Raw genomic sequence first — 22,806 nt, 5'->3', positions numbered from 1 at the left:
TTGTATCCGATCGCCTTCCATTCGGTCTCTACAAGGAGTGAGTTATGAAGAACGTCAAAAACGGCGTGCTCTGGCTGGCAGTGGCGTTAATTGGCGCGGGTGCGTTCGCGATGCTGGCGCTTAACCGCGGCGAGCACGTCAACGCAGTCTGGCTGGTGATTGCCGCCGTAGCCTGTTACAGCATCGCTTATCGTTTTTACAGCCTGTTTATCGCCCGCAACATTTTTGAACTGGACGATCGCCGTCTTACCCCCGCCGAGCGCCTCAGCGATGGTCTTGACTATGTTCCCACCAATAAGTGGGTGCTGTTCGGTCACCACTTTGCGGCGATCGCGGGCGCCGGGCCGCTGGTCGGCCCTATTCTGGCGGCCCAGATGGGCTTTCTGCCAGGCACGATCTGGATCCTGATTGGGGTTATGATGGCGGGCGCGGTGCAGGACTTTCTGATCCTGTTTATCTCTACGCGACGTGACGGCCGTTCCTTAGGTGAAATGGCCCGTCAGGAGCTGGGCGCCTTTGCCGGGGTTATTACCATGCTGGGTGCGCTGGGCGTGATGATCATCATTCTCTCCGCGCTGGCGCTGGTGGTGGTTAAAGCCCTTGCGAACAGCCCGTGGGGGCTGTTCACCATTGCAGCAACGATTCCTATCGCCCTGTTTATGGGCATTTACATGCGCTTTCTGCGCCCGGGTAAGATCGCCGAAGTCTCCTTGATCGGTTTTGTGCTGATGATGGCGGCCATTATCTACGGTGGTGATGTGGCTCAGCATCCTTACTGGGGCCCGTTCTTCACACTGAAAGGCACCTCTCTGACCTGGGTACTGGTCATCTATGGTTTTATCGCCTCGGTGCTGCCGGTCTGGCTGCTGCTGGCTCCCAGAGATTACCTGTCTACTTTCCTGAAAATCGGCGTAATTGTCGGGCTGGCCGTTGGCATCGTCTTTGCCATGCCAGAACTGAAAATGCCCGCTGTGACCAAATTTATTGATGGCTCAGGCCCGGTTTTTTCCGGCGCCCTGTTCCCGTTCCTGTTTATCACCATTGCCTGTGGCGCCATCTCCGGCTTCCATGCGCTGGTCTCCAGCGGCACCACGCCGAAGCTGATTGAGCGTGAAAGCCATATTCGCTTTATCGGGTATGGCGCGATGCTGATGGAGTCGTTTGTGGCAATCATGGCGCTGATATGCGCCTCCGTGCTGGACCCAGGCGTTTACTTTGCGATGAACGCCCCTGCTGCACTGATTGGCACTACGGTAGAAAATGCCGCTCAGGTGATTAACGGCTGGGGCTTTGTCGTCACACCTGAAATGTTAAGCGGTATCGCCAGAGACGTGGGAGAAGCCTCAATTCTGTCACGCGCCGGGGGCGCGCCAACCTTTGCGGTCGGCATGGCGCACATCATTACGGAGGTGTTCAACAGCCGCGCGATGATGGCCTTCTGGTATCACTTTGCCATCTTATTTGAAGCCTTGTTTATCTTAACCGCCGTGGATGCCGGTACGCGCGCTTGCCGGTTTATGGTACAGGATCTGGTCGGTACGGTTGTGCCTTCACTGGCCAATAACCGCTCATGGCTAGGAAACCTTTCCGGCACGACCGTCGCCGTCGCTGGTTGGGGTTTCTTCGTTTATCAGGGCGTGATCGATCCTCTGGGCGGGATTAACACGTTGTGGCCACTGTTTGGTATTGGTAATCAGATGCTGGCATCGATGGCGCTGATTCTGGGCACGGTCGTGCTGTTTAAGATGAAAAAGCAGCGCTATGCGTGGGTGACGATTCTGCCCACTATCTGGCTGTTTATTACGTCGATGACAGCAGGTTGGCAAAAAATTTTCCACGAAAAACCGTCAATTGGTTTTCTTGCTCAGGCCAATAAATTCCGCAAAGGCCTGGATGATGGCGTGATCATCGCCCCCGCGAAAACCGTGGCCGATATGCAAACCATCGTATTCAGTAACCAGATTAATGCTGCCCTGTGCGGGTTCTTTATGCTGGTTGCCGTTACGATGCTGATTGCGGCCTTCTTTGTCATTCGTCGCGCGCTGCGTAGCGATGTGCCCACTACGCATGAGTCAGACATATCCTTACGTAAGGAGCTTCGTCATGGTTGACAGCATCCATCGCGTAGCGCGCCCACAGGGTCGCTGGCATATAATGCGCTGCACGTTACTTTCCAGGCCAAAACCCGTGGGTTTTCGCTGGCGAGCGCTGTGGGAGGGACTTCAGCAAAGTTTTCGTTTGATGGTCGGCGTGCAGGATTATCCGAAATACCTGCAGCATATGCGGCAACATCATCCTGACATTGCGCCGATGAGCGAGCGGGACTTTCATCGTTATTGTCTGGATGCCCGCTTCCCCAGCCAGGCCGGTAAGCTGGGAAAATGTCCGTGCTGAACAGAAAGTGTGCCCCGCTTCGGCGGGGTTTTTTCTGCCCGTTTTTTCTGGAAAGCAAAATAAATACAGTTTCGTCTTGTGCTGGCGTCAGTTGATGAATACTGTTGCTAAAATAACGAGATAACGCCAGCAATGTACTTCCTGGAGGGAGTGACCATGACCGATGAACAAGGGCAATCGTTGTTGTATACCTTGTTTGGTACAACCAGCCCTCATTGGCGATTAACCGCAGACAGTGATGCGCTGCTTTTTGCCTTAGATGAATCATCGAACACCAGCGTTGCTGTGCCACTGACGCCCGGCCAGTGCAGTTTATTGCGCGCGATGCCCGTTATTACTTCCAGTATTAATCTGACGTTAACGATTCACGGCGAGCAGGTCGCCATGCATTTTGTTGGCCGGCGGATCAACCAGTCCGTGTGGGCGGGCACCGCTTCGGCATGGGGCGATACGTCGGCGGTGGCGCGCGACCTGACGCTGGGCCTGTCATTTGCTGAACAGGTCGTGTCGGAGGCCAACTCGGTCATCGTTATCCTTGATCAGCGCGGCAACATTCAACGCTTTAACCGCCTCAGCGAAGAGTATACCGGCCTGTATGAACAGGATGTGATCGGCCGTAATGTTTTCCAGCTGTTTATGACCAAACAGGAAGCCGCGGCCTCACGCAGGAACATCGCAGGGTTCTTTCGCGATGGGAATTCCTACGAAGTGGAACGCTGGATCAAGACGATGAAAGGACAGCGACTGTTTCTTTTTCGTAATAAGTTTGTTCACAGTGGCAGCGGTAAAAATGAAATTTTCCTCATCTGTTCAGGAACGGATATTACGGAAGAACGCCGTGCGCAAGAGCGCCTGCGCGTGATGGCCAACACCGATGGCATCACTGGCCTGCCCAATCGCCACGCGATTCACCAGCAAATCAGCCATGCGCTGGAGCGGGCTGAGGGCAGTGAAACCGGCGTGGTCTACCTGGATTTAGATAATTTCAAAAAAGTGAATGATGCCTACGGTCATATGTTCGGCGATCAACTGTTGCAGGCCGTTTCCCTGGCGATTCTGAGCTGTCTGAGCAAGAACCAGACGCTTGGACGGCTGGGCGGTGACGAGTTTGTGGTGCTGGCTGAGCACACCAGTCAGGCTGCGCTGGAAGCAATGGCTACGCGCATTCTCGATCGCCTGCGTCAGCCTTTCCGCATCGGCCTCATCGAGGTTTACAGCGGCTGCTCCGTCGGGATCGCCCTGGCTCCGCTACACGGAGAGGACCGTGAGTGTCTGATTCGTAACGCTGATACGGCGATGTATCACGCCAAAGAGAACAACCGTGGCAGCTATTGTGTTTTTGCCGAGGAGATGAACCGCCGGGTTTTTGAATATCTCTGGCTCGACACCAACCTGCGCAAAGCGCTGGAGCAGGACCATTTATTAGTGCACTACCAGCCCAAAGTGGATGCTGACGGTAAAGTGCGCAGTGCGGAAGCGCTGGTTCGCTGGAACTCACCCGAGCGCGGGCTGGTTTCACCCGGGGAATTTATTCCCTACGCGGAAGAATCCGGGCTGATCGTGCCACTGGGTCGCTGGGTCATGCTTAACGTGCTGAAGCAAATTATTGCCTGGCGGGAGCAGAATATTTATCTGCGCGTCGCGGTTAATGTCTCGGCGCGCCAGTTACTCGACCAGACAATCTACAGTGACCTGAAACAAGCCCTGACGGATGCCGGTTTAACCGAGTGCCCGGTGGATATCGAACTGACGGAAAGCTGCCTGATTGAGAATGAAGCCGAAGCGCTCAAGCTGATGCGTAAATTTCAGGAACTGGGTGCCCAGATTCACCTTGATGACTTTGGCACCGGTTATTCCTCCCTTTCACAGCTGGCGCGCGTCCCTATTAATGCCATCAAACTGGATCAAAGCTTTATCCGTAATGTGAATAAACGTCCCGTTTCTCAGTCACTCGTCAGGGCGATTGTTGCGGTAGCGAAGGCGCTTGATTTGCAGGTGATTGCCGAAGGTATTGAAACCGTCGATGAAGAAGCCTTTGTGTTAAAAAGCGGCGTCGATGGGCGGCAAGGCTATTTTTACGCAAAACCAATGCCCGCCGATCAGTTTGGGCACTGGCTGGCTCAGCATCCTGCCCGCGTGTAATTATCTAACCCGCTTTACGCAGTGATGCGCTGTGGCGGTTCTGTAACTGGACTAAACGTTCCATATAGGCAATATCCTTCGCTTCAAGCGTGAATGCATAATCTACCCAGTCCTCGGTGATATCCATCAGTTCCGCGCGTGACAGCTGCAGTACCCGCTGGCGCGCCTTTAGCATGGCGCGTACGCCATTCAGCTTAGGTCGCAGCGTATCGATAAAGGTGCGGGTGGCGCGGTAGCTGTCGCCCGGCTGGAAAACCTTATCGACCAGACCACGGGTTTCATACCATTCGGCACTGTGCGATTCGCCTTCCATAATCAGCTCTTCAGCCAGTTTCATGCCCGAACGCCGCGCGACTAATGAGTAGCCGCCCATTCCGGGAAACAGGTTAAAGGCGATTTCCGGAAACCCCATCCGCGCATTGTTTTGCGCCAGAATAAAGTGATGGGCCAGCGCGGCTTCAAAACCGCCGCCTAACGCACTGCCTTCAATCATCGCCAGCGTTACCGCGCCGGTGTCAAATCCACGTGCCGCCGAGTGGATGCAGTCAACGCAGGCACGGGCATAAGCACGTAACGCTTCGCGCCGGTTGTTGCGGATACATTCCACAAAAAAGCGCAGATCGCCACCGGCATTAAACATTTGTGGGACTAACGAGCCGGTGACCCAGAAGTCGATAGGTAAGCCCGATCGCTGCGCCGTGTAACTCAGATTCATGATCTCTTCAATCAACTCATGATTAAAACTGGGTCGTGGCTGGGCGCGCAACATCATCCACATGGTGCGACGTCCTTCCTCGTAATAGGCAACTAACTGCGTGGTTTGTCCGGCTTCGGAAAACAGTCTGCATGTGGGTTGGTTAATCACGGTCATTGTCTCATCCTCTATTATTTTGATGCGCTAATTGCGCCACATCAGCCTAATCCAGAGTGAGGCCAGACCAAATGAGAGATTGATTTACAACATAAATTCCAGAGTGATCCCCGATGCACCACCTTTAAATGATTAGTAGACTTTCTTGATATCCGCAGCCTTTACCACAGAAAGGCGCGAACCGATAACCGGCATTGATGGGACTGTCCTTCCCTTAAGGCTCGCTCATCACGAGCCATTTCGGGACGCAGGCACCGCTGCGCCCCAGGCATTATTTCTGGCCGTACCAGGCATTTTCACCGTGTTTGCGCAAATAGTGCAAATCAAGCAGGGTCTGCTGAATGGGAGGCAGCCCGGCCGTGAGCTGCTGGCTAAACAATCCCATGTAAGCCACTTCTTCCAGTACCACTGCACTGTGGACGGCCGCATGTGCGTCTTTGCCCCAGGCGAAAGGCCCGTGAGAATTCACCAGCACGGCAGGAATGGCCGAAGGAGAAAGTTCGCGCTCGGCGAAGGTTTCAATGATCACCTCCCCCGTATTCCACTCATACTGATTTTTGATTTCTTCATCGCGCATGGCTCGGGTGCAGGGAATCTCACCGTAAAAGTCGTCCGCGTGGGTGGTGCCCCACGCGGGGATGGCACGTCCGGCCTGCGCCCAGATGGTGGCATGACGTGAATGCGTATGGACGATTCCACCAACCTCAGGCCAGGCCAGGTAGAGTGCCCGGTGTGTAGCCGTATCGGATGAAGGCCGTTTTTCGCCCTCCACCACCTCGCCGGTCGCCAGGTTGACCACCACCATGTCCTCCACTTTCATGACATCGTAACTGACGCCAGAAGGTTTAATCACTAACAGACCTTGCTCACGGTCAATCGCGCTGACGTTTCCCCATGTGAAGGTGACAAGGTTGTATTTGGGGAGATCCAGGTTGGCTTCCAGGACCTGTTGTTTAAGGTGCTCCAGCATTTTTTTCTCCTGCTGAGAAGGGTTTTCATAGTGTGCGGAGCAGGCAGAAAAAACGTTATGGAGCAAATAGCTAAAAAGCAGCGGAAAATGGCTGTGAATGAAAAATTGTGTCGCGAATTAAGAATTTTCCATCTTCGGAAATTCTGCAAAATGAATAGAATTCTGTCAGGCATCAGACAGGTCCATCTGTTAATGATGCTTTTCAGCCGCTACAAGCAGATTGTCCATGGTGTCTGGCATTTTTATACTGAAAGGATGCGGTAATCATGCCTCACAGGCGGCCTGAAAAAATTTCACAGCTATACTTACTGTGTTGCATCTGCATACACAATAAAGGAGAAGTTCATGACAATTACAATGAAAAAAGTGACCGCCGCTGTCCTGGCGACCACGCTGGTTGTGGCGTTAAGCGGCTGTTCGAACTGGTCTAAACGCGACCGTAACACTGCGATTGGCGCAGGTGCCGGCGCAATTGGTGGCTCTGTATTAACCAACGGCAGCGCGCTGGGTACCGTGGGTGGTGCAGCTGTGGGTGGTATTATCGGTCACCAGGTTCACTAAGCACGCTATAACAATAAATCACGGCTACGCAGCGCATCTACATAATAAAAAACCGGGCTACCTTGTAGTCCGGTTTCTTCTTTCAACCCCCAGCCAGTTTTACCTTCATGCCTTTGGCTTCCAGCAGGCTTTTTAATAAATCGCGCTTGTCGCCCTGGATTTCGATCACGCCCTCTTTCACCGACCCGCCACAACCGCATTTTTTCTTCAGTTCAGCGGCCAGCTGGTTCAGTGCTGCCTCATCCATATCGACGCCAGAAATCAGGCAAACACCTTTGCCTTTGCGTCCACTGGTCTGGCGCTGAATGCGAACAATGCCGTCGCCTTTGGGCCGTTCCGCCTTTTGTTCGGGCTGAGTGATACGGCCAGCGTCGGTTGAATACACCAAGGGATTATCGCGACTCATTTTACGCTCTCCAAATCCTGCAACAGCGCCTTAAGCGTCGCGGCGGGGTCCGCTGACTGCGTAATGGGACGTCCTATTACCATATAATCGACGCCAGCAAGGCGGGCCTGCTGTGGCGTCATAACGCGGCGCTGATCGCCCGCGTCGCTTCCCTGAGGCCTAATGCCGGGAGTAACCAGCTTAAAATCATGACCGATCGCCTGTTTGAACCGCGCGGCTTCATGTGCGGAGCAGACAACCCCATCAAGACCGCATTCGCGCGTGAGTTTTGCCAGGCGTTCAGCCTGCTCTGCGGGAGACAGCGTGATGCCCAGGCCCAGTAAGTCTTCGGCATCCATGCTGGTCAGGACGGTGACGGCAATCAGTAACGGCGCCTGCTCACCATAGGGAAGAAGCGCTTCACGGGCGGCATTCATCATGCGTGCCCCGCCGCTCGCATGAACGTTCACCATCCAGACGCCAAGATCGGCGGCGGCAGCGACCGCGCGGGCGGTGGTATTAGGGATGTCGTGAAATTTCAGGTCGAGAAAGATCTCAAATCCACGTTGTTGCAGGGTTTTTACCAGCTGTGGGCCGAACAATGTGAACATTTCTTTGCCCACTTTCAGGCGGCAGCTGCCCGGCTCTATCTGATCGACAAAATGCAGTGCGCTGTTCATATCGTGGTAATCAAGCGCCACTAACACCGGTGAAGTCTGGGATAAGGCCATGCTATTTCCTCTGCGGTAGGCACCTGCTGGCGCGTTAGACAAACGGCACGCATTCTACCTGCCCGCTTTTCGCATCACAATCCCTGTTGCGCTGCCAGGCGATAAACGCACGGAGGTCAGGCAATTTCTGTAATTAACAATTTAAGTATGTTGTAACTAAAAAGCATTGAAAACCGAAGACAATAACCAACAGGTTATTGCCCATCCAGTCCGCGAATCGGTTTGACTGATGACCAGGTCCGGCATGACGGACAGTGCCAGTAGAGCGCATGGGCCGTAAAGCCGCATTTCTGGCAGCGATAGCGTGGTTTCGTGCGGATTTGCTCGCCGACCAGATCGCGCAGCACCATCAGGCTCTCTTTAGCACGACCATCCTCCGCTTCATGCAGGTGAAACTCCATCAGACGATGGAATACGCGCATGTTGGGGTGACGCTGTAACTGGTTATTGATGTAGTTTTGCGCCGCTTCCGCGCCCTGCTCCTGCTCCAGAATCGCGGAAAGATACAGTTCCGCCGCGGCGCCGGTGTTCTCTTCCACACAGCGTTTAAGAAATGCGGCCCAGGCGTCGGGCTGATTAAGACGCTGAAAACAGGTTTCCAACATCGGCAGCGTTTCACTGACCAGCTCTTTATCCTGATCCAGAACACGCTGCAGATGCTCGATAGCTTTAGCGTGCTCCCCTTTCTCCATCAGGATGCGCCCCATCATAATCGAGACGCGTGCGCTCTGGCGATCGGCTGACTCCCCCTTTTTCAACAGGGTCATCGCCCTGTCGAGATCGTCGCTGCTCATGGCCTGCAGCGCGAGTTCGCAATAAAAATGGGCAATCTCACCCTTCTGCTTGTCTTTGCCCAGTTTAACCAGCCGCTCAGCCACCTCGATAGCCTGAACCCAGTCGCTGGTTGCCTGATGAATAAGCAACAGCTGTTGCAGTGCACCGATCCTGAAATCTGTCTCATCCGTCAGCTGTTTGAACATGTCTTCGGCGCGGTCATAAAGACCTGCTGCCATATAGTCACGCCCCAGTTGCTGGATGGCCAGCAAGCGTTGTTCGTAGCTTAGCGACGCGCTTTCCATTAAAGACTGATGAATTCGAATGGCGCGGTCAACCTCACCGCGCGAACGGAACAGGTTGCCAAGGGTCAGGTGCGCTTCAACCGTGCCGCTGTCTTCCTTGAGCATGTCAAGAAACAGATCGACCGCTTTATCCTGCTGGTTGGAGAGTAAAAAGTTTACCCCTGCGACGTAGTCACGAGACAGGCGGTTTGATTCCTGTTGCTTATCCTGCTGCGCGCTTCGGCGGCCCATGTACCAACCATAGGCAGCGGCGACAGGAAGTAACAGAAACAGCAGCTCTAACATGGAGACTTATTCCTGCGCGGCCGGCGGTAGCGGTTTACCGACAGGCGCTGGCGTGCTCTGATCAATCTGTGTCTGCAGGCGCTTAACTTTACGTTGTGCATTGGCCAGAGAGACCCGAAGACGTAACCAGAAGAGTCCGCAAATAACCCATCCCAGCAAAAAACCGACGCCGAAAAGCGTTGCCAGTAACGTAGAGATACGGAATTCACCCTGCGCCAGCAGATAGTTAAAGGTGATAACCTGGTCGTTGTGCGCGCCAAGGGTCACGGAAATGATAAAAATGACCAAAACCACTAAAAAAATCAGCAAATATTTCACAGTGCATCCCGTTGTGAGGTTGTCGAATAGAATTATGCCAAAATTACGGCAAAAATACTGCTCCCGGCCGCATCAGACGAAGAGCTTTTGCTCAGTTTCAAGATAAAGATATGGTGCTGAAGGGCGCAATTACAATCCTTGTTCCCGTTCGGCCACCTCCTGCTTCTCTTCCGGTGGCAGGCTGAGCGGCCCACAGAAGCGTTGAGCGAGCCAGGTTGCCACCACGACAAACACCCAGGAAATGAATGTTGCCACGGCCAGATCGCGCGGCCAGTGCATGCCCAGCAGCAGGCGACTGCCCATGACGCCTGTCGCCCAGAGTCCGACAAGCACAATCGTTTTGTAATGCCGGCGTGGCCAAAGTAAACCGATGACCAGTAAGGCCCAACTGGCGGCAAACATCGTGTGTCCGGACGGGAAGGCAAACCCTGTTTCAAAGGCCCAGTGCTTTTTCAACCAGCCCGGAATATGGGATTCATCCGCAATCAGCGCCGTGACGCGCTGGCCACGTTGCTCACGATTCAGTTGGTAAAAGGTCTTGTCGTCCAGCCCGTGGGTTTTCTCCAGCCAGACGACATAGGGCCGGGGTTCCTGCACCTGCTCTTTGATAAAGGATTTTGTGTATTGACCGGCCAGAATGGTGGCATTCATGATCACCAGGAGCAGCAGCGCCGGTTTGAGCCTGAAACGCAGGCACCACAGCACCCACGCGCTTAAAATCAGGCTGGTCAGCATTCCCCACGGCCGTGTGACCGTTTCGGTCATCCAGAACAAGACCTTAAGAAAGGTATTACTTTCGCCAGGCTGCCATTGCCAACCGGACAACCATACTGCAACCGGCATAATAAGCAGCAGCAGCATTCCCGCCAGCGTCCGTTGAAAGATTTTAATCATCCCTTTTCCTTTTTCCCGGTAAAAACCTGTTGCGAAAGCATAACTTTAGCTTAAAAAAGAATAACATAACCTTTTAAGATTAGATAATCGTGCTTTATCACAACAATCGTTTACACAGATTAACAGCCTGCCTCGCGGTTGTGGCACAATATTCCACGTTTGTCGGGCCGCATCGGCCTGTGCACTATTATGATGATAGTGCATCCTTTGAGGGTTCTGGAGAGTCACATGCAGCTTAAACGGGTGGCAGAAGCCAAACTGCCCACGCCATGGGGAGATTTCCTGATGGTAGGTTTTGAAGAACTGGCAACCGGTCATGACCATGTTGCCCTGGTCTTTGGCGATATTAACGATAATCAACCAGTCCTGGCTCGTGTTCATTCCGAGTGTCTGACTGGCGATGCGCTGTTCAGCCTGCGTTGCGACTGCGGCTTCCAACTTGAAGCGGCCCTGAATGCCATTGCTGAAGAAGGCCGCGGTGTACTGCTCTATCACCGCCAGGAAGGTCGTAACATCGGTCTGCTGAACAAGATTCGTGCCTATGCGTTGCAGGATAAAGGCTACGACACCGTTGAAGCCAATCATCAGTTGGGCTTTGCCGCTGACGAACGTGACTTCACGCTGTGTGCCGATATGTTTAAGTTACTGGGCGTAAATGAAGTTCGGCTGCTCACTAACAATCCGCGGAAAGTGGAAATTCTTGGTGAAGCCGGGATCAATATTGTTGAGCGGGTGCCGTTGGTTGTCGGGCGCAATCCTGAGAATGCGCACTATCTTGATACCAAGGCAGAAAAAATGGGTCATCTTCTGCCGAAGTCCTGAATGAAACAGCCGGGTTTCCCCGGCTGATTTATCAGTTCAGCATGTTACGAATCACGTAGTGCAGAATACCGTCGTTTCGGTAATAGGTCAGTTCATTACCGGTATCAATACGGCAACGCGTATCCAGCTTCTCCTGACTGCCATCTGCGCGCGTTAGCGTGACAGAAACGGTGCATCCGGGTTTAAGCTGCGCCAGGTTTTCCACATCTATCGCCTCATCCCCTTTCAGACCTAACGTTTTACGCGTTACGCCCTGAGGGAACTCCAGCGGCAGAATCCCCATACCAATCAGGTTGGAACGGTGAATACGTTCGAAGGATTCCGCAATTACCACGCGGACGCCTTGCAAACGCGGCCCTTTCGCCGCCCAGTCACGGCTCGATCCTGAACCGTACTCTTTACCCGCAATCACCGCCAGGGGAATGCCGTCAGCCTGATATTTCATCGCCGCGTCATAAATGGCCAACTGCTCACCGCTGGGGTAGTGTTTGGTGTAACCCCCTTCCACGCCGGGCACCATTTCATTTCGAATACGGATATTCGCAAAGGTCCCGCGCATCATCACTTCGTGGTTGCCGCGCCGTGAACCGTAGGAGTTAAAATCATTCCGCTCCACGCCGTGGGACAGCAGATAGCGACCGGCCGGACTTTCCGCTTTGATGCTACCGGCAGGCGAGATGTGGTCAGTGGTGACCGAATCGCCAAGAATCGCCAGCAGGCGCGCGCCATGAATATCCTGAACCGGCTTAGGTTCTTTTTCCATGTCGTCAAAGAAGGGCGACAGGCGAATGTAGGTTGATCCTTCATCCCAGTCGTAGGTAGCCGCTTCACTTACCTTAATGGCCTGCCACTCTGGCGTGCCGTTAAATACCTCAGCGTACTCTTTGTGATACATATCGCTGGTGACCTGCTGGACGGCGGTCGCAATCTCTTCAGGTGAAGGCCAGATGTCTTTCAGAAATACCGGCTTGCCCTGATGATCGTGACCGAGCGGGTCGGTTTGCAGGTTGATTTTCATATTACCTGCCAGCGCATAGGCGACGACCAGCGGTGGCGATGCCAGCCAGTTGGTTTTAATCAGCGGATGAATACGGCCCTCGAAGTTGCGGTTACCGGACAGGACGGCCCCTACCGTTAAATCCCCTTCTTTGATGGCCGATTCAATCTCATCCGGCAGCGGACCCGAGTTACCGATACAGGTCGTACAGCCGTAGCCCACAAGGTTAAAACCCAGTTTATCGAGATGAGGTGTCAGCTGCGCGACCGCGAGATAGTCGGAGACCACTTTAGAACCCGGAGCCAGCGACGCTTTGACCCACGGCTGGCGTTTTAATCCCCGCTCAACCGCTTTTTTCGCCAGTAAACCTGCGGCCATCAGCACGCTGGGGTTAGAGGTGTTGGTACAGGAGGTAATCGCCGCAATCGCCACCGCGCCATCGGTCAGCGTGTGGCTCAGGCCGGTCTCGCTGTCGGTATAGTCGACCTGCTTATGCGGTTTCTGTGCATGGTTCACTTCCAGCTCATTGCTGGCATCGAAAGCGGCGGGCACATCACCCAGCGAGACGCGATCCTGCGGACGTTTCGGTCCGGCCAGGCTCGACTCGACATCATTCATATCAAGCGCAAGGCTACTGGTGAAAATCGGTTCATCGCCCGCATTACGCCACAGGCCCTGTCGCTTAGCATAGTGTTCAACCAGTGCCACCTGCTCGGCATCGCGTCCGGTTAGCGTCATATAGCTGAGTGTAACTTCATCAACCGGGAAAAATCCGCAGGTTGCGCCATATTCCGGTGCCATATTAGCAATGGTGGCACGGTCGGCCAGCGGCAGATCAGCCAGGCCATCGCCATAGAACTCGACAAACTTCCCGACAACGCCGTGCTTACGCAGCATTTGCGTGACGGTAAGTACAAGGTCGGTTGCGGTGATGCCCGCACGCAGTTTCCCGGTTAGCTTGAAACCCACGACGTCGGGGATCAGCATAGAAACCGGCTGGCCAAGCATGGCGGCCTCTGCCTCAATCCCGCCCACGCCCCAGCCGAGTACACCCAGGGCATTGATCATGGTGGTATGAGAATCGGTTCCGACTAACGTATCAGGCCAGGCGTAACGTTCACCGTTAATGTTCTGCTGCCAGATCGCTTTGCCCAGGTATTCCAGGTTCACCTGATGACAGATACCTGTGCCTGGCGGTACCACCCGAAACTGATCAAAAGCCTTTTGGCCCCAGCGCAGAAAAACGTAGCGTTCATGGTTGCGCTCCATTTCCAGCCGCACGTTTTCTTCAAATGCGTTATCGTCACCGAAATGGTCAACCGTGACAGAGTGGTCGATAACCAGATCGACCGGCGACAGAGGATTCACTTTGGCGACGTCGCCGCCAAGACGACTCACCGCCTCACGCATGGCGGCCAAATCCACCACGGCAGGCACGCCAGTGAAGTCCTGCATTAATACACGCGCAGGGCGATAGGCAATTTCCCGATCGCCATGGGCCGTTTTCTGCCAGTCGACCAGTGCCTGGATATCCTCTTCCGTGACTGAATCACCGTCCTGCCAGCGCAGCAGGTTTTCCAGCAGAACTTTCATGGATTTAGGCAAACGATCAATGTTGCCGAGATGTTGTGATGCGCGAGGTAGACTGAAGATGTGATAGTTTTGATTATCTACCTGCAGTGTTTCCTGACTCTGCTCGCGTAGGGTTGACGACATAGCTCCTCCTTAATAATCATGGTCTTTAAACCTCAGAGACAACAAGGTTTAGCTTAAAGATAGACCACTTTTCTGTTAACGTTTTGATTACAACACCAATTGCTACAATCTGACGCAAACAAAAATGCCCCGTAAAATTACGAGGCATTATTTATTAACAGGAAACGATATATTACAAGGCTGCCCAAAGTGCTGCCATCCACACGCTAAAAGAGAAAGCATAGGCACTGAACCAGGTCATTTTAATCATATTCATAAGATCACTCCTGCGCCGAATGGGCAATAGAAAGCCGCACTACCAACCGTTTTAACGGATGACATCTTTTATGCTACGTGTGAAAGGCTTTTTTAAGCAGCCGAATGACAGAAGATGTGTCGAAAAGAAAAGAACGATAATTAATTATTTTACTTTCGGGTCCAGAAACGACTCGATGAAATTGCGTTGATGTTCGTTGAGATCCCAGCTTTCCGGGATAGACACTTTTTCCGCCTTTGCAACGGGCTCTTTAGCTTTGTAGCCAGAGAGGCGATGCTGACGAGTGGTCATTGTGTGCTTATGGCAGAGTGCGTTTGCCCACATGGCTTAACCCCAGATGCGCCAAATCATTAACGCTACAACAACCCAAAACAGCGCTGAGGCAGCAAATACAGTTAACCAGGCGTTGCGACGAGTGTTACCGGAGCGCTTAACCTTGGTGCTTTTAGCCGGGAAACCCGGGTCTACAGTCAGTCTCGTAGTCATAGTTTTTGATAATCACTCTCAACAAAACGATTGATAACATCGATTAAGATTTAGGACGAATCCTAAACCCGTTAAGGCCAAAAATCCAGTAATTTTTATTGCACAAAACGATTAACGCAATTTATCAAAATGGTAAAAATTACTTAAGTGATGATTAATGACTTATTCCAAATAAACGTAAACGGCAGTGACAAAAATTTGAGTTAATTTAACTTTAGATCCAGTCATTACTAAACCCGTCTTTTAATCACCCCCTAATTAACGCTTCTCCATCAAGGCTTAACTGGAGTATGGGAATTATCCTGGCAGCCCGCAAAGATATCGCGTCAAAAATGTGTTGTGTTTCGCATTTAAGATACAGCAAACATTAAACATGTGATCGACGCAGCATTAACAAAAAAATAATAAAACTTATCAACCTAAGCATGGCGCTAACATTCAAACAAAAAAAAGGCTGCACAAGGCAGCCTGAGACTAAGGGATTGGACATCTCTGTTACTTAAACGGCAGTTTGATATCTTTAAACATGGCTTCAATATCTTCGTTTGAGCGTAGCGCGACAGCCGTATCAACGACATCTCGCGTCAGATGAGGCGCAAAGCGCTGGATAAAGTCATACATGTAGCTACGCAGGAAGGTGCTGCGACGAAAGCCAATCTTGGTCGTGCTGTTGGTGAAAATTTCAGAGGCTTCGATTCTGACCAGGTCGGGATCGGCAACGGGATCGACGGCCATGCTGGCGATAACGCCAACCCCTAACCCCAGTCGGACATAGGTTTTGATAACGTCCGCATCCGTCGCGGTAAAAACGATACGCGGCGTTAATCCTGCCCGCATAAACGCGGTATCCAGCTCCGAGCGACCGGTGAAACCAAAGGTATAAGTGACCAGCGGAAAATCGGCCAGCTCCTCAATCGTTACCTGCGCTTTACCTGCCAGAGGATGATCGGGCGTGACAACGATGGCGCGGTTCCAGTGATAGCACGGCAGCATGATCAGGTCGTCGTACAGATGCAGCGCTTCCGTCGCAATGGCAAAATCCGCATTTCCCTTGGAGACCGCCTCGGCAATCTGCGTTGGGGAGCCCTGATGCATATGCAGTGAAACACGGGGATAGCGCTCGATAAATCCTTTGATCACGCCCGGGAGGGCATAGCGAGCCTGAGTATGGGTAGTCGCCACATACAGGGAGCCCTTATCTGGCCAGGTATGTTCACCGGCGACAGACTTGATTGCGTCGACTTTAGAGAGGACTTCGCGGGCAATACGAATGATTTCTTCACCGGCCGGCGTCACCTGGGTGAGATGTTTACCGCTGCGGGCAAAAATCTGCACGCCCAGTTCGTCTTCTAACATACGCACCTGTTTGCTTATGCCAGGCTGCGAGGTATAAAGACCTTCCGCTGTCGAAGAGACATTAAGATTGTGGTTCACGACTTCTACGATATAGCGCAACTGCTGTAATTTCATATCTTTTTTTATCCTGGTCGGTTACAGAGTCGCATCCCCGGATGACGTACTGTCGCCCCGGCCGGTGGAGGAGTGCTGAGCAGCAAGAAGGGTTCGGAAATGCTATAACCACTATAGCATTTTAAGAAACAATGTAGAACGGATTGATATAAGGCGAGAAAAAAGGCCAGCGTGTGCTGGCCTCTGAGGATTACTTTTTCGCTTCCTGCCACTTGCCGTCAATGTAAAACGCTGACCAGCCCGTCGCTTTACCCTCTTTTTCAGAGGCAACGTACTGTTGTTTCGTTTTACGGCTAAAGCGCACCAACGTTTTATTGCCTTCCGGATCGGTTGCTGGCGCTTCGGCCAGGTATTTCAACTTCTCAGGCAGGCGATCGTGGAAACGTTGCAGTTCCTCCACCAGCGGTGCACGGGTTTCACGTGACTTTGGAAAGGTGTTAGCGGCCAGGAACACACCCGCCGCACCGTCGCGCAGCACAAAGTAGGCATCTGACTTTTCACACGGCAGTTCTGGCAGCGGCACCGGATCTTCTTTCGGTGGTGCCACATCGCCATTACGCAAAATTTTACGTGTATTCTTGCAGTCATCGTTGGTACAGGCCATGTACTTACCGAAACGCCCCATCTTCAGGTGCATTTCAGACCCGCACTTTTCGCACTCAACCACCGGACCGTCGTAACCCTTGATTCGGAACTCGCCCTCTTCGATTTCATAGCCATCGCATTCAGGGTTGTTACCACACACGTGCAGTTTGCGTCCGTTATCAATCAGGTAGCTGTCCATTGCCGTGCCGCACTTCTGGCAACGACGACGTGCGCGTAACGCATTGGTTTCAGCATCGTCCCCTTCCAGAATATTCAGCACTTCATTTTCTGGAATCAGGTTAATGGTTTGCTTACAGCGCTCTTTCGGCGGCAGTGCGTAACCTGAACATCCCAGGAAAACGCCGGTACTGGCCGTGCGAATGCCCATTTTGCGGCCGCAGGTGGGGCAGTCAATGGTGGTTAACACCATCTGGTTTGGCTGCATGCCGCCTTCTTCAGGATCTTTCTCCGCCTGTTCCAGCTGCTGGCTGAAGTCTGAGAAGAAGCGATCAAGCACCGCTTTCCATTCCGCCTGATTGTTGGCAACCTGGTCGAGGCTGCTTTCCATATGCGCGGTGAAATCGTAATTCATCAGTTCGCGGAAATTTTCTTCCAGGCGATCGGTGACGATTTCACCCATTTTTTCGGCATAAAAACGGCGATTCTCAACCCGGACATAGCCCCGGTCCTGAATGGTGGAGATAATAGCGGCATAGGTCGAAGGCCGGCCAATTCCACGTTTTTCCAGTTCGCGCACCAGCGAGGCTTCGCTGAAGCGAGCCGGTGGCTTGGTAAAGTGCTGGCTTGGCAGCAATGCCTGCAGGCTCAGTTCGTCACCCACGTTCACCGGCGGCAAGGTGCGATCTTCATCGTTCTTGCGCAGGGCGGGCATGACCTTAGTCCAGCCGTCAAAACGCAGCGTGCGCCCTTTGGCCTTCAGTTTGTAATCCCCCGCTGTTACCGTCAGCGTGGTTGAATCATACTGAGCAGGTGTCATCTGGCAGGCAACAAACTGACGCCAGATGAGCTGATACAGCTTTTGTGCATCCGCTTCCATATCTTTGAGCTGCTCAGCCACCACATCCACGTCAGAAGGACGAATCGCTTCGTGCGCTTCCTGTGAATTCTCTTTGCTGGCAAAGGTATTGGCGTTGTCTGGCAGATACTTTTTACCGAAATTCCCTTCGATATAGCCGCGCACCATGGAAACCGCATCCTGACTCAGATTGGTCGAGTCGGTACGCATATAGGTGATATGACCCGCTTCATAAAGTCGCTGTGCCATCATCATGGTTTTTTTGACGCCAAAGCCCAGGCGGGTACTCGCGGCCTGCTGTAGCGTAGACGTAATAAATGGCGCACCGGGTTTACTGCTGGTTGGCTTATCTTCGCGATCGGTAACGGCAAAGCGGGCTTTTTCAAGCAGCGCCAGGGCGGCATGCGTCTGTTCGTGATTGACCGGACGGAAAGGCTTATCACCCGCGTGAGTCACGTCCATCGCCAGGTCATCGCCCTTCGGCGTCGTCAGGTTAGCGCTGAGTTCCCAATACTCTTCAGGAACAAACGCTTTGATCTCGCGCTCGCGCTCAACCACTAACCGCACGGCAACCGACTGTACGCGGCCCGCAGATAATCCCCGCGCGACTTTTTTCCACAACAGCGGCGAAACCATGTAGCCCACAACACGGTCCATAAAGCGGCGTGCCTGTTGCGCATTAACGCGGTCAATATTCAGTTCGCCCGGCGTATCAAACGCCTGACGGATCGCATTTTTGGTGATTTCGTTAAACACCACGCGGCTAAAGCGTTTGTCGTCGCCGCCGATGACTTCCCGCAGGTGCCAGGCAATGGCTTCCCCTTCGCGGTCAAGGTCGGTTGCGAGATAAATGTGGTCAGCGTTTTCAGCCAAGGCTTTGAGTTCAGCGACCACCTTCTCTTTATTTGGCAGGATTTGGTAGTCCGCTTCCCAGCCATGATAGGGATCAACGCCCATACGGCTGACCAGCGCGGCCTTCTCGTCCTTCTTTACTTTTTTGACTTTTTTATCTGTCGAGGTTTCAGCACTTTTTTTGGCGGTTGAACCACTGGTCGGCAGATCCCGGATATGGCCCACGCTGGATTTCACCACGTAGCCACTGCCCAGGTATTTATTGATTGTTTTGGCCTTTGCCGGGGACTCAACAATAACGAGTGCTTTACCCATATTTACCTTTACCTAATGAATACGTCCTGCTCTACGGGAGAGGATTGGATGCCCAAAAACCCACGGGGTTCAATATTGCTACGCCTGTTTTTTATTTCAGGACGAGGGGCTCAATCTCTGGTCAGTGATTACAGTCCAATGCAACTTTATGATAAAAATCGCTTTTTCTGCCTGACTTAATCGCACTTCCCGGTGCAATATCCCTGGAATCTGAAACGCCCACACTGTACCTGATAAAATCTGTTACGCAACTTAATTAGCATCTGTTGTGAGTAAAGCCCCTTTTTACCCCTGCAGCCGTTTGTCGAACGATGCGATACGCAAGTAATATAGAAAGAATTGTCAGACTGTCAAAAAGGAGCCGACACATGCACAACCCGACTCAGGGTATTTCGCCCCAGGCACTACTGGAGATTGCCAATGCTCTTCTCAGGCAACATGATGATTATTTAGCCGGTGTCGCGGTGGAGGCGGTCAGTCAGCAGGGTGATGTGCTGGTCTTCCGTGGCCCGCTTTTTTTGGATGAAGAAGGGTTGCCAACGGCAAAAACCACCGCGGTCTTCAATCTCTTTAAACACCTGGCGGTTGAGCTGTCTCCCCGCTACCACCTGCAATAACAACAAACCCGGCCGAAGCCGGGTTTGTACTCATAACATCGGTTTATCACCGCGTTGCCACCACTTTAGCAGCAGGCGTTCAAATACCTGTCCTGAACTGTGGGTCAGGCGATCGATTCTTGAACGGCGACGCACGTAGTTCACGCCCAGCACGGTAAATTTATCCATGTGCTGAATAATCAGATCGTCACTGGTTGAAATACGATCGATCAGGCCTAACGTCAGGGCCTGGCGTCCGTACCAGTGCTCACCGGTGGCGACACGGTCGATGTCGAGTGACGGGCGCATTTCGTGAACGAACTGCTTAAACAACAGATGTGTTTCATTCAGATCCTGCTGGAATTTCTCACGCCCTTCCTCCGTGTTTTCACCAAACAGTGTCAGGGTGCGTTTGTACTGGCCCGCCGTGTGCAGTTCAACATCGATATCGTTGCGCTTGAGCAGGCGATTGAAGTTAGGAATTTGCGCGACAACGCCAATTGAACCTATGACCGCAAAGGGCGCCGCCACGATCTGGCTGGCAACACAGGCCATCATGTAACCGCCGCTGGCCGCGACCTTATCAACGGCAGCCGTAAGTGTTAATCCGGCGTCACGCAGGCGCTGCAACTGAGAGGCGGCGAGACCATAGCCGTGCACCATGCCACCCGGGCTTTCCAACCGCAGCAGGACTTCGTCACCGGGCTGGGCCACTGCCAGTACGGCAGAGACTTCTTCACGCAATGATTTCACTTCGCTGGCATCTATGCTGCCGTTAAAGTCGAGCACATAAAGCGTCGGCCTGGCGGTCTCCAGGCTGCCCTGCTTCACTGCGCGTTTCTCTGCTTTAGCCTTTTGTTTCTCGGCTTTCTTATGATTTTTTAACCACAGCTTTTGTGCCTGAGGTTTCATTTTCTCAAGCTGCAGATCCTCTTTCATTTTGCTGTAGTCATCACCGAGGTGGGTTAAACGGAGTTGCCCACCCTGGTGACGTTTGCGCTGTGCGGCGTTCACAACGATCATGACGATCGCTGCAATGGCAATCACCACCGTCACCGCTTTTGCTAAAAACAGTCCATAATTCAAAAGAAGTTCCATCGTGTCGCCTTATTAAACAGAGGATTACTGACAAAGGGTTAGTTTAACTGGTTTATTTTGGCTCGTCGCCTGAAATGCCAGCACCTGGCACAGAATGTACCTGTTGCTAATTGCGTCATGCCCTGAATTGAGGCATAAAGCGTGAAACCCTCACGTTGCGGGAGGCTCCCAACATGCATTACCAACCCAAAAATGATTTACTTGCGAATCGCCTGATTCTCGTGACCGGTGCCTCTGACGGCATTGGACGGGAAGCCGCGTTAACCTATGCCCGCTTTGGTGCGGAAGTCATCTTACTGGGGCGCAGCGCCGAAAAGCTGCAGCAGACAGAAGAGGCGATTAATCAGTTAAACAAATGTCCGGCACACTCGGTCGTATTTGATCTGTCTGAGGCCACGCCGGCGCATTGCCACCAGCTGGCCGGGCAACTGGCACAACGGTTTTCACACCTGGATGGCGTCTTACATAACGCCAGTATTCTGGGTGACATCACGCCGCTGGCCGAGCTTGATCCCCTGGTGTGGCAACAGGTGATGAAGATTAACGTTGATGCGACTTTCTTCCTCACCCAGGCCCTGCTGCCGCTGTTGTTAAAATCAGATAGCGGCTCGCTGGTCTTCACCACGTCTAGCGTAGGCCGCACCGGCCGGGCAGGCTGGGGAGCCTATGCGGTATCGAAATTTGCCACCGAAGGCATGATGCAGGTGCTGGCAGATGAGTATAAAAATCATGGGTTGCGGGTCAACTGTATCAATCCCGGCGGTACGCGGACTAAAATGCGTGCCAGTGCGTTTCCGCAGGAAGATGCCAGCAAACTTAAAACCCCCGCCGATATCATGCCGCTCTACCTGTATTTGATGGGCGACGACAGTCGTCGCAAAACCGGTATCAGCTTTGATGCCCAGCCTGGCAGAAAACCCGGAGCGGCCGAGTAATGACGGATGAACGCCACCAACAGCGACAGCAGCGTTTGAAAGAACACGTCGATGCCCGCATTGCCGCAGCCAGTGAAGTCAGGGGCATCCTGATGGTGTTTACCGGCAATGGCAAAGGTAAGACCACGGCGGCGTTTGGCACCGCGCTCCGCGCCTGCGGGCATGGTAAGCGTGCCGCAGCCATTCAGTTTATCAAAGGCGAGTGGCCAAACGGCGAGCGCAATCTGCTGGAACAGCATGGCGTGGAGTTTCAGGTGATGGCTACCGGCTTCACCTGGGAAACGCAGAATCGCCAGACCGATACCGATGCCTGCCTTGCCGTGTGGCAACATGCTCAGCGCATGCTGGCCGATCCCCGGCTGGACCTGGTGATACTTGATGAAATCACCTATATGGTCAGCATGGATTATCTTCCGCTTGAGGCGGTGGTAACGGCCCTGAAACAGCGACCGGTGCATCAGAGCGTTATCGTTACTGGCCGGGGCTGCCATCGCACGCTGCTGGATATGGCCGATACGGTAACGGAAATGCGCCCCGTCAGGCACGCTTTTGACGCCGGTATCCAGGCCCAACAGGGCATAGACTGGTAGCGTTAATTAACACAATGCCATAAAGGTCAGGCGTGAATCCGTCTGACCCGCCTCTTTTTTGTCTCAATCAAATTATCAATCTGTTATCACTTTGCTATAGCTGTCATCCCCATCCCTTGCTCAAACGCGAGATGACCCACCACGCGCCCTTCCCGGTGGCGCGTTAAGGTTGTCGGGGCAATTTGTGCAGGCTGCTCACGGCCTTACCCCATTCAACTGGCGATCAATGTCATTTTTTCGCTTAGGTTTTACGCGCCCTTTCCAGTTAATGATGCCTGAAATTAACCCTTTCCCGCGCCAGCATTCATTGATCACAGTCACATTGTGCCGGGCCAGCCGGGCCGGAAACCGATCGGGATCACCCTTTTATGTTAAAGAAATGATAAAAATAATTTAGCTTTAATATCATCTCTATGTGCATG

21 protein-coding genes are annotated in these 22,806 nt (G+C 53.0%); 8 read left to right on the top strand and 13 right to left on the bottom strand.

Translation table 11 applies throughout. From position 1 onward, the window contains the following. Window positions 1-44: 44 nt before the first annotated feature. The 3 genes from P9J57_RS09940 (at window position 45) to pdeR (ending at window position 4,536) form a co-directional block, all read left to right on the top strand. The gene (locus tag P9J57_RS09940; protein ID WP_013025918.1) at window positions 45-2,111 is read left to right on the top strand and encodes a carbon starvation CstA family protein; all 2,067 of its coding nucleotides are present in this window, start codon (window positions 45-47) and stop codon (window positions 2,109-2,111) included. Beyond that, window positions 2,104-2,394 carry a YbdD/YjiX family protein gene (locus tag P9J57_RS09935; RefSeq protein ID WP_072403963.1) on the top strand — a complete coding sequence of 97 codons (291 nt, stop codon included), beginning with the start codon at window positions 2,104-2,106 and terminating at the stop codon, window positions 2,392-2,394. The genes P9J57_RS09940 and P9J57_RS09935 overlap by 8 nt, the downstream gene beginning before the upstream one ends. Window positions 2,395-2,550: 156 nt before the next feature. Continuing rightward, entirely contained in the window at window positions 2,551-4,536 is a 1,986-nt protein-coding gene (pdeR, locus tag P9J57_RS09930) for a cyclic di-GMP phosphodiesterase (protein ID WP_014605742.1), read from the top strand. A 4-nt stretch (window positions 4,537-4,540) separates the two neighbouring features. Here the strand turns inward: pdeR and P9J57_RS09925 are convergent, their stop codons facing one another. Further along, window positions 4,541-5,407, bottom strand: coding sequence for a crotonase/enoyl-CoA hydratase family protein (locus P9J57_RS09925; RefSeq protein ID WP_013025921.1), 867 nt, complete (start codon window positions 5,405-5,407; stop codon window positions 4,541-4,543). Window positions 5,408-5,678: 271 nt separating this feature from the next. Continuing rightward, window positions 5,679-6,377, bottom strand: a complete 699-nt coding sequence (araD, locus tag P9J57_RS09920) for an L-ribulose-5-phosphate 4-epimerase (RefSeq protein ID WP_019105140.1) — start codon at window positions 6,375-6,377, stop codon at window positions 5,679-5,681. 345 nt (window positions 6,378-6,722) lie between these two features. On the opposite strand from araD, the gene osmB reads away from it, so the two are divergent. Continuing rightward, window positions 6,723-6,938, top strand: a complete 216-nt coding sequence (gene osmB / locus P9J57_RS09915) for an osmotically-inducible lipoprotein OsmB (protein WP_014593802.1) — start codon at window positions 6,723-6,725, stop codon at window positions 6,936-6,938. 82 nt (window positions 6,939-7,020) lie between these two features. Here the strand turns inward: osmB and yciH are convergent, their stop codons facing one another. The 5 genes from yciH to pgpB all read right to left on the bottom strand — a co-directional run bounded on the left by yciH (window position 7,021) and on the right by pgpB (window position 10,630). Next, window positions 7,021-7,344 (bottom strand): stress response translation initiation inhibitor YciH, encoded by a 324-nt coding sequence (gene yciH, locus P9J57_RS09910; protein WP_014593803.1) that lies wholly within the window; start codon window positions 7,342-7,344, stop codon window positions 7,021-7,023. Next, window positions 7,341-8,054, bottom strand: coding sequence for an orotidine-5'-phosphate decarboxylase (gene pyrF, locus P9J57_RS09905; protein WP_014593804.1), 714 nt, complete (start codon window positions 8,052-8,054; stop codon window positions 7,341-7,343). The genes yciH and pyrF overlap by 4 nt, the downstream gene beginning before the upstream one ends. Window positions 8,055-8,248: 194 nt before the next feature. Continuing rightward, window positions 8,249-9,418: a lipopolysaccharide assembly protein LapB gene (gene lapB / locus P9J57_RS09900; RefSeq protein ID WP_013025926.1), complete on the bottom strand. Its 1,170-nt coding sequence runs from the start codon at window positions 9,416-9,418 to the stop codon at window positions 8,249-8,251. A gap of 6 nt (window positions 9,419-9,424) precedes the next feature. After that, window positions 9,425-9,736, bottom strand: a complete 312-nt coding sequence (locus tag P9J57_RS09895; protein ID WP_014593805.1) for a LapA family protein — start codon at window positions 9,734-9,736, stop codon at window positions 9,425-9,427. A 129-nt stretch (window positions 9,737-9,865) separates the two neighbouring features. Continuing rightward, on the bottom strand, window positions 9,866-10,630 hold the full coding sequence (pgpB, locus tag P9J57_RS09890; protein ID WP_013025928.1) for a phosphatidylglycerophosphatase B: 765 nt from the start codon (window positions 10,628-10,630) through the stop codon (window positions 9,866-9,868). A gap of 228 nt (window positions 10,631-10,858) precedes the next feature. Between pgpB and ribA the strand changes: the two genes are divergently transcribed. Further along, window positions 10,859-11,452: a GTP cyclohydrolase II gene (gene ribA / locus P9J57_RS09885; protein ID WP_015700216.1), complete on the top strand. Its 594-nt coding sequence runs from the start codon at window positions 10,859-10,861 to the stop codon at window positions 11,450-11,452. 31 nt (window positions 11,453-11,483) lie between these two features. On the opposite strand, the gene acnA is transcribed toward ribA, so the two are convergent. The 5 genes from acnA to topA form a co-directional block, all read right to left on the bottom strand. Beyond that, window positions 11,484-14,165 (bottom strand): aconitate hydratase AcnA, encoded by a 2,682-nt coding sequence (gene acnA, locus P9J57_RS09880; protein WP_014605739.1) that lies wholly within the window; start codon window positions 14,163-14,165, stop codon window positions 11,484-11,486. 400 nt (window positions 14,166-14,565) lie between these two features. Next, window positions 14,566-14,712 carry a hypothetical protein gene (locus P9J57_RS09875; RefSeq protein ID WP_227022862.1) on the bottom strand — a complete coding sequence of 49 codons (147 nt, stop codon included), beginning with the start codon at window positions 14,710-14,712 and terminating at the stop codon, window positions 14,566-14,568. A 36-nt stretch (window positions 14,713-14,748) separates the two neighbouring features. After that, window positions 14,749-14,907: a YmiA family putative membrane protein gene (locus P9J57_RS09870; protein WP_013025931.1), complete on the bottom strand. Its 159-nt coding sequence runs from the start codon at window positions 14,905-14,907 to the stop codon at window positions 14,749-14,751. A 495-nt stretch (window positions 14,908-15,402) separates the two neighbouring features. Next, window positions 15,403-16,377, bottom strand: coding sequence for an HTH-type transcriptional regulator CysB (gene cysB / locus P9J57_RS09865; RefSeq protein WP_014593807.1), 975 nt, complete (start codon window positions 16,375-16,377; stop codon window positions 15,403-15,405). Window positions 16,378-16,567: 190 nt separating this feature from the next. Then, window positions 16,568-19,165 carry a type I DNA topoisomerase gene (topA, locus tag P9J57_RS09860; protein WP_013025933.1) on the bottom strand — a complete coding sequence of 866 codons (2,598 nt, stop codon included), beginning with the start codon at window positions 19,163-19,165 and terminating at the stop codon, window positions 16,568-16,570. A 368-nt stretch (window positions 19,166-19,533) separates the two neighbouring features. Here topA and P9J57_RS09855 point away from each other — a divergent pair, with 368 nt between their 5' ends. Then, window positions 19,534-19,782, top strand: a complete 249-nt coding sequence (locus P9J57_RS09855; RefSeq protein ID WP_014605738.1) for a YciN family protein — start codon at window positions 19,534-19,536, stop codon at window positions 19,780-19,782. A 30-nt stretch (window positions 19,783-19,812) separates the two neighbouring features. Here P9J57_RS09855 and sohB read toward each other — a convergent pair whose 3' ends face one another. After that, entirely contained in the window at window positions 19,813-20,859 is a 1,047-nt protein-coding gene (gene sohB / locus P9J57_RS09850; protein WP_014593809.1) for a protease SohB, read from the bottom strand. Window positions 20,860-21,032: 173 nt separating this feature from the next. Here sohB and P9J57_RS09845 point away from each other — a divergent pair, with 173 nt between their 5' ends. Further along, window positions 21,033-21,794 (top strand): YciK family oxidoreductase, encoded by a 762-nt coding sequence (locus P9J57_RS09845; RefSeq protein ID WP_022623214.1) that lies wholly within the window; start codon window positions 21,033-21,035, stop codon window positions 21,792-21,794. Further along, window positions 21,794-22,384: a cob(I)yrinic acid a,c-diamide adenosyltransferase gene (gene cobO, locus P9J57_RS09840; protein ID WP_013025937.1), complete on the top strand. Its 591-nt coding sequence runs from the start codon at window positions 21,794-21,796 to the stop codon at window positions 22,382-22,384. The genes P9J57_RS09845 and cobO overlap by 1 nt, the downstream gene beginning before the upstream one ends. The last annotated feature ends 422 nt before the right edge of the window (window positions 22,385-22,806 follow it).

Source organism: Pantoea sp. nfd-35 (assembly GCF_056892255.1).
This window is presented reverse-complemented; position numbering and strand designations above follow the sequence as displayed.

Excerpts from the sequence above, each read along its gene's own strand:
- P9J57_RS09940 (WP_013025918.1), top strand. The coding sequence starts at position 45 with ATGAAGAACGTCAAAAACGGCGTGCTCTGGCTGGCAGTGGCGTTAATT.
- P9J57_RS09935 (WP_072403963.1), top strand. The coding sequence starts at position 2,104 with ATGGTTGACAGCATCCATCGCGTAGCGCGCCCACAGGGTCGCTGGCAT.
- pdeR (WP_014605742.1), top strand. The coding sequence starts at position 2,551 with ATGACCGATGAACAAGGGCAATCGTTGTTGTATACCTTGTTTGGTACA.
- P9J57_RS09925 (WP_013025921.1), bottom strand. The coding sequence starts at position 5,407 with ATGACCGTGATTAACCAACCCACATGCAGACTGTTTTCCGAAGCCGGA.
- araD (WP_019105140.1), bottom strand. The coding sequence starts at position 6,377 with ATGCTGGAGCACCTTAAACAACAGGTCCTGGAAGCCAACCTGGATCTC.
- osmB (WP_014593802.1), top strand. The coding sequence starts at position 6,723 with ATGACAATTACAATGAAAAAAGTGACCGCCGCTGTCCTGGCGACCACG.
- yciH (WP_014593803.1), bottom strand. The coding sequence starts at position 7,344 with ATGAGTCGCGATAATCCCTTGGTGTATTCAACCGACGCTGGCCGTATC.
- pyrF (WP_014593804.1), bottom strand. The coding sequence starts at position 8,054 with ATGGCCTTATCCCAGACTTCACCGGTGTTAGTGGCGCTTGATTACCAC.
- lapB (WP_013025926.1), bottom strand. The coding sequence starts at position 9,418 with ATGTTAGAGCTGCTGTTTCTGTTACTTCCTGTCGCCGCTGCCTATGGT.
- pgpB (WP_013025928.1), bottom strand. The coding sequence starts at position 10,630 with ATGATTAAAATCTTTCAACGGACGCTGGCGGGAATGCTGCTGCTGCTT.
- ribA (WP_015700216.1), top strand. The coding sequence starts at position 10,859 with ATGCAGCTTAAACGGGTGGCAGAAGCCAAACTGCCCACGCCATGGGGA.
- acnA (WP_014605739.1), bottom strand. The coding sequence starts at position 14,165 with ATGTCGTCAACCCTACGCGAGCAGAGTCAGGAAACACTGCAGGTAGAT.
- P9J57_RS09875 (WP_227022862.1), bottom strand. The coding sequence starts at position 14,712 with ATGACCACTCGTCAGCATCGCCTCTCTGGCTACAAAGCTAAAGAGCCC.
- P9J57_RS09870 (WP_013025931.1), bottom strand. The coding sequence starts at position 14,907 with ATGACTACGAGACTGACTGTAGACCCGGGTTTCCCGGCTAAAAGCACC.
- cysB (WP_014593807.1), bottom strand. The coding sequence starts at position 16,377 with ATGAAATTACAGCAGTTGCGCTATATCGTAGAAGTCGTGAACCACAAT.
- topA (WP_013025933.1), bottom strand. The coding sequence starts at position 19,165 with ATGGGTAAAGCACTCGTTATTGTTGAGTCCCCGGCAAAGGCCAAAACA.
- P9J57_RS09855 (WP_014605738.1), top strand. The coding sequence starts at position 19,534 with ATGCACAACCCGACTCAGGGTATTTCGCCCCAGGCACTACTGGAGATT.
- sohB (WP_014593809.1), bottom strand. The coding sequence starts at position 20,859 with ATGGAACTTCTTTTGAATTATGGACTGTTTTTAGCAAAAGCGGTGACG.
- P9J57_RS09845 (WP_022623214.1), top strand. The coding sequence starts at position 21,033 with ATGCATTACCAACCCAAAAATGATTTACTTGCGAATCGCCTGATTCTC.
- cobO (WP_013025937.1), top strand. The coding sequence starts at position 21,794 with ATGACGGATGAACGCCACCAACAGCGACAGCAGCGTTTGAAAGAACAC.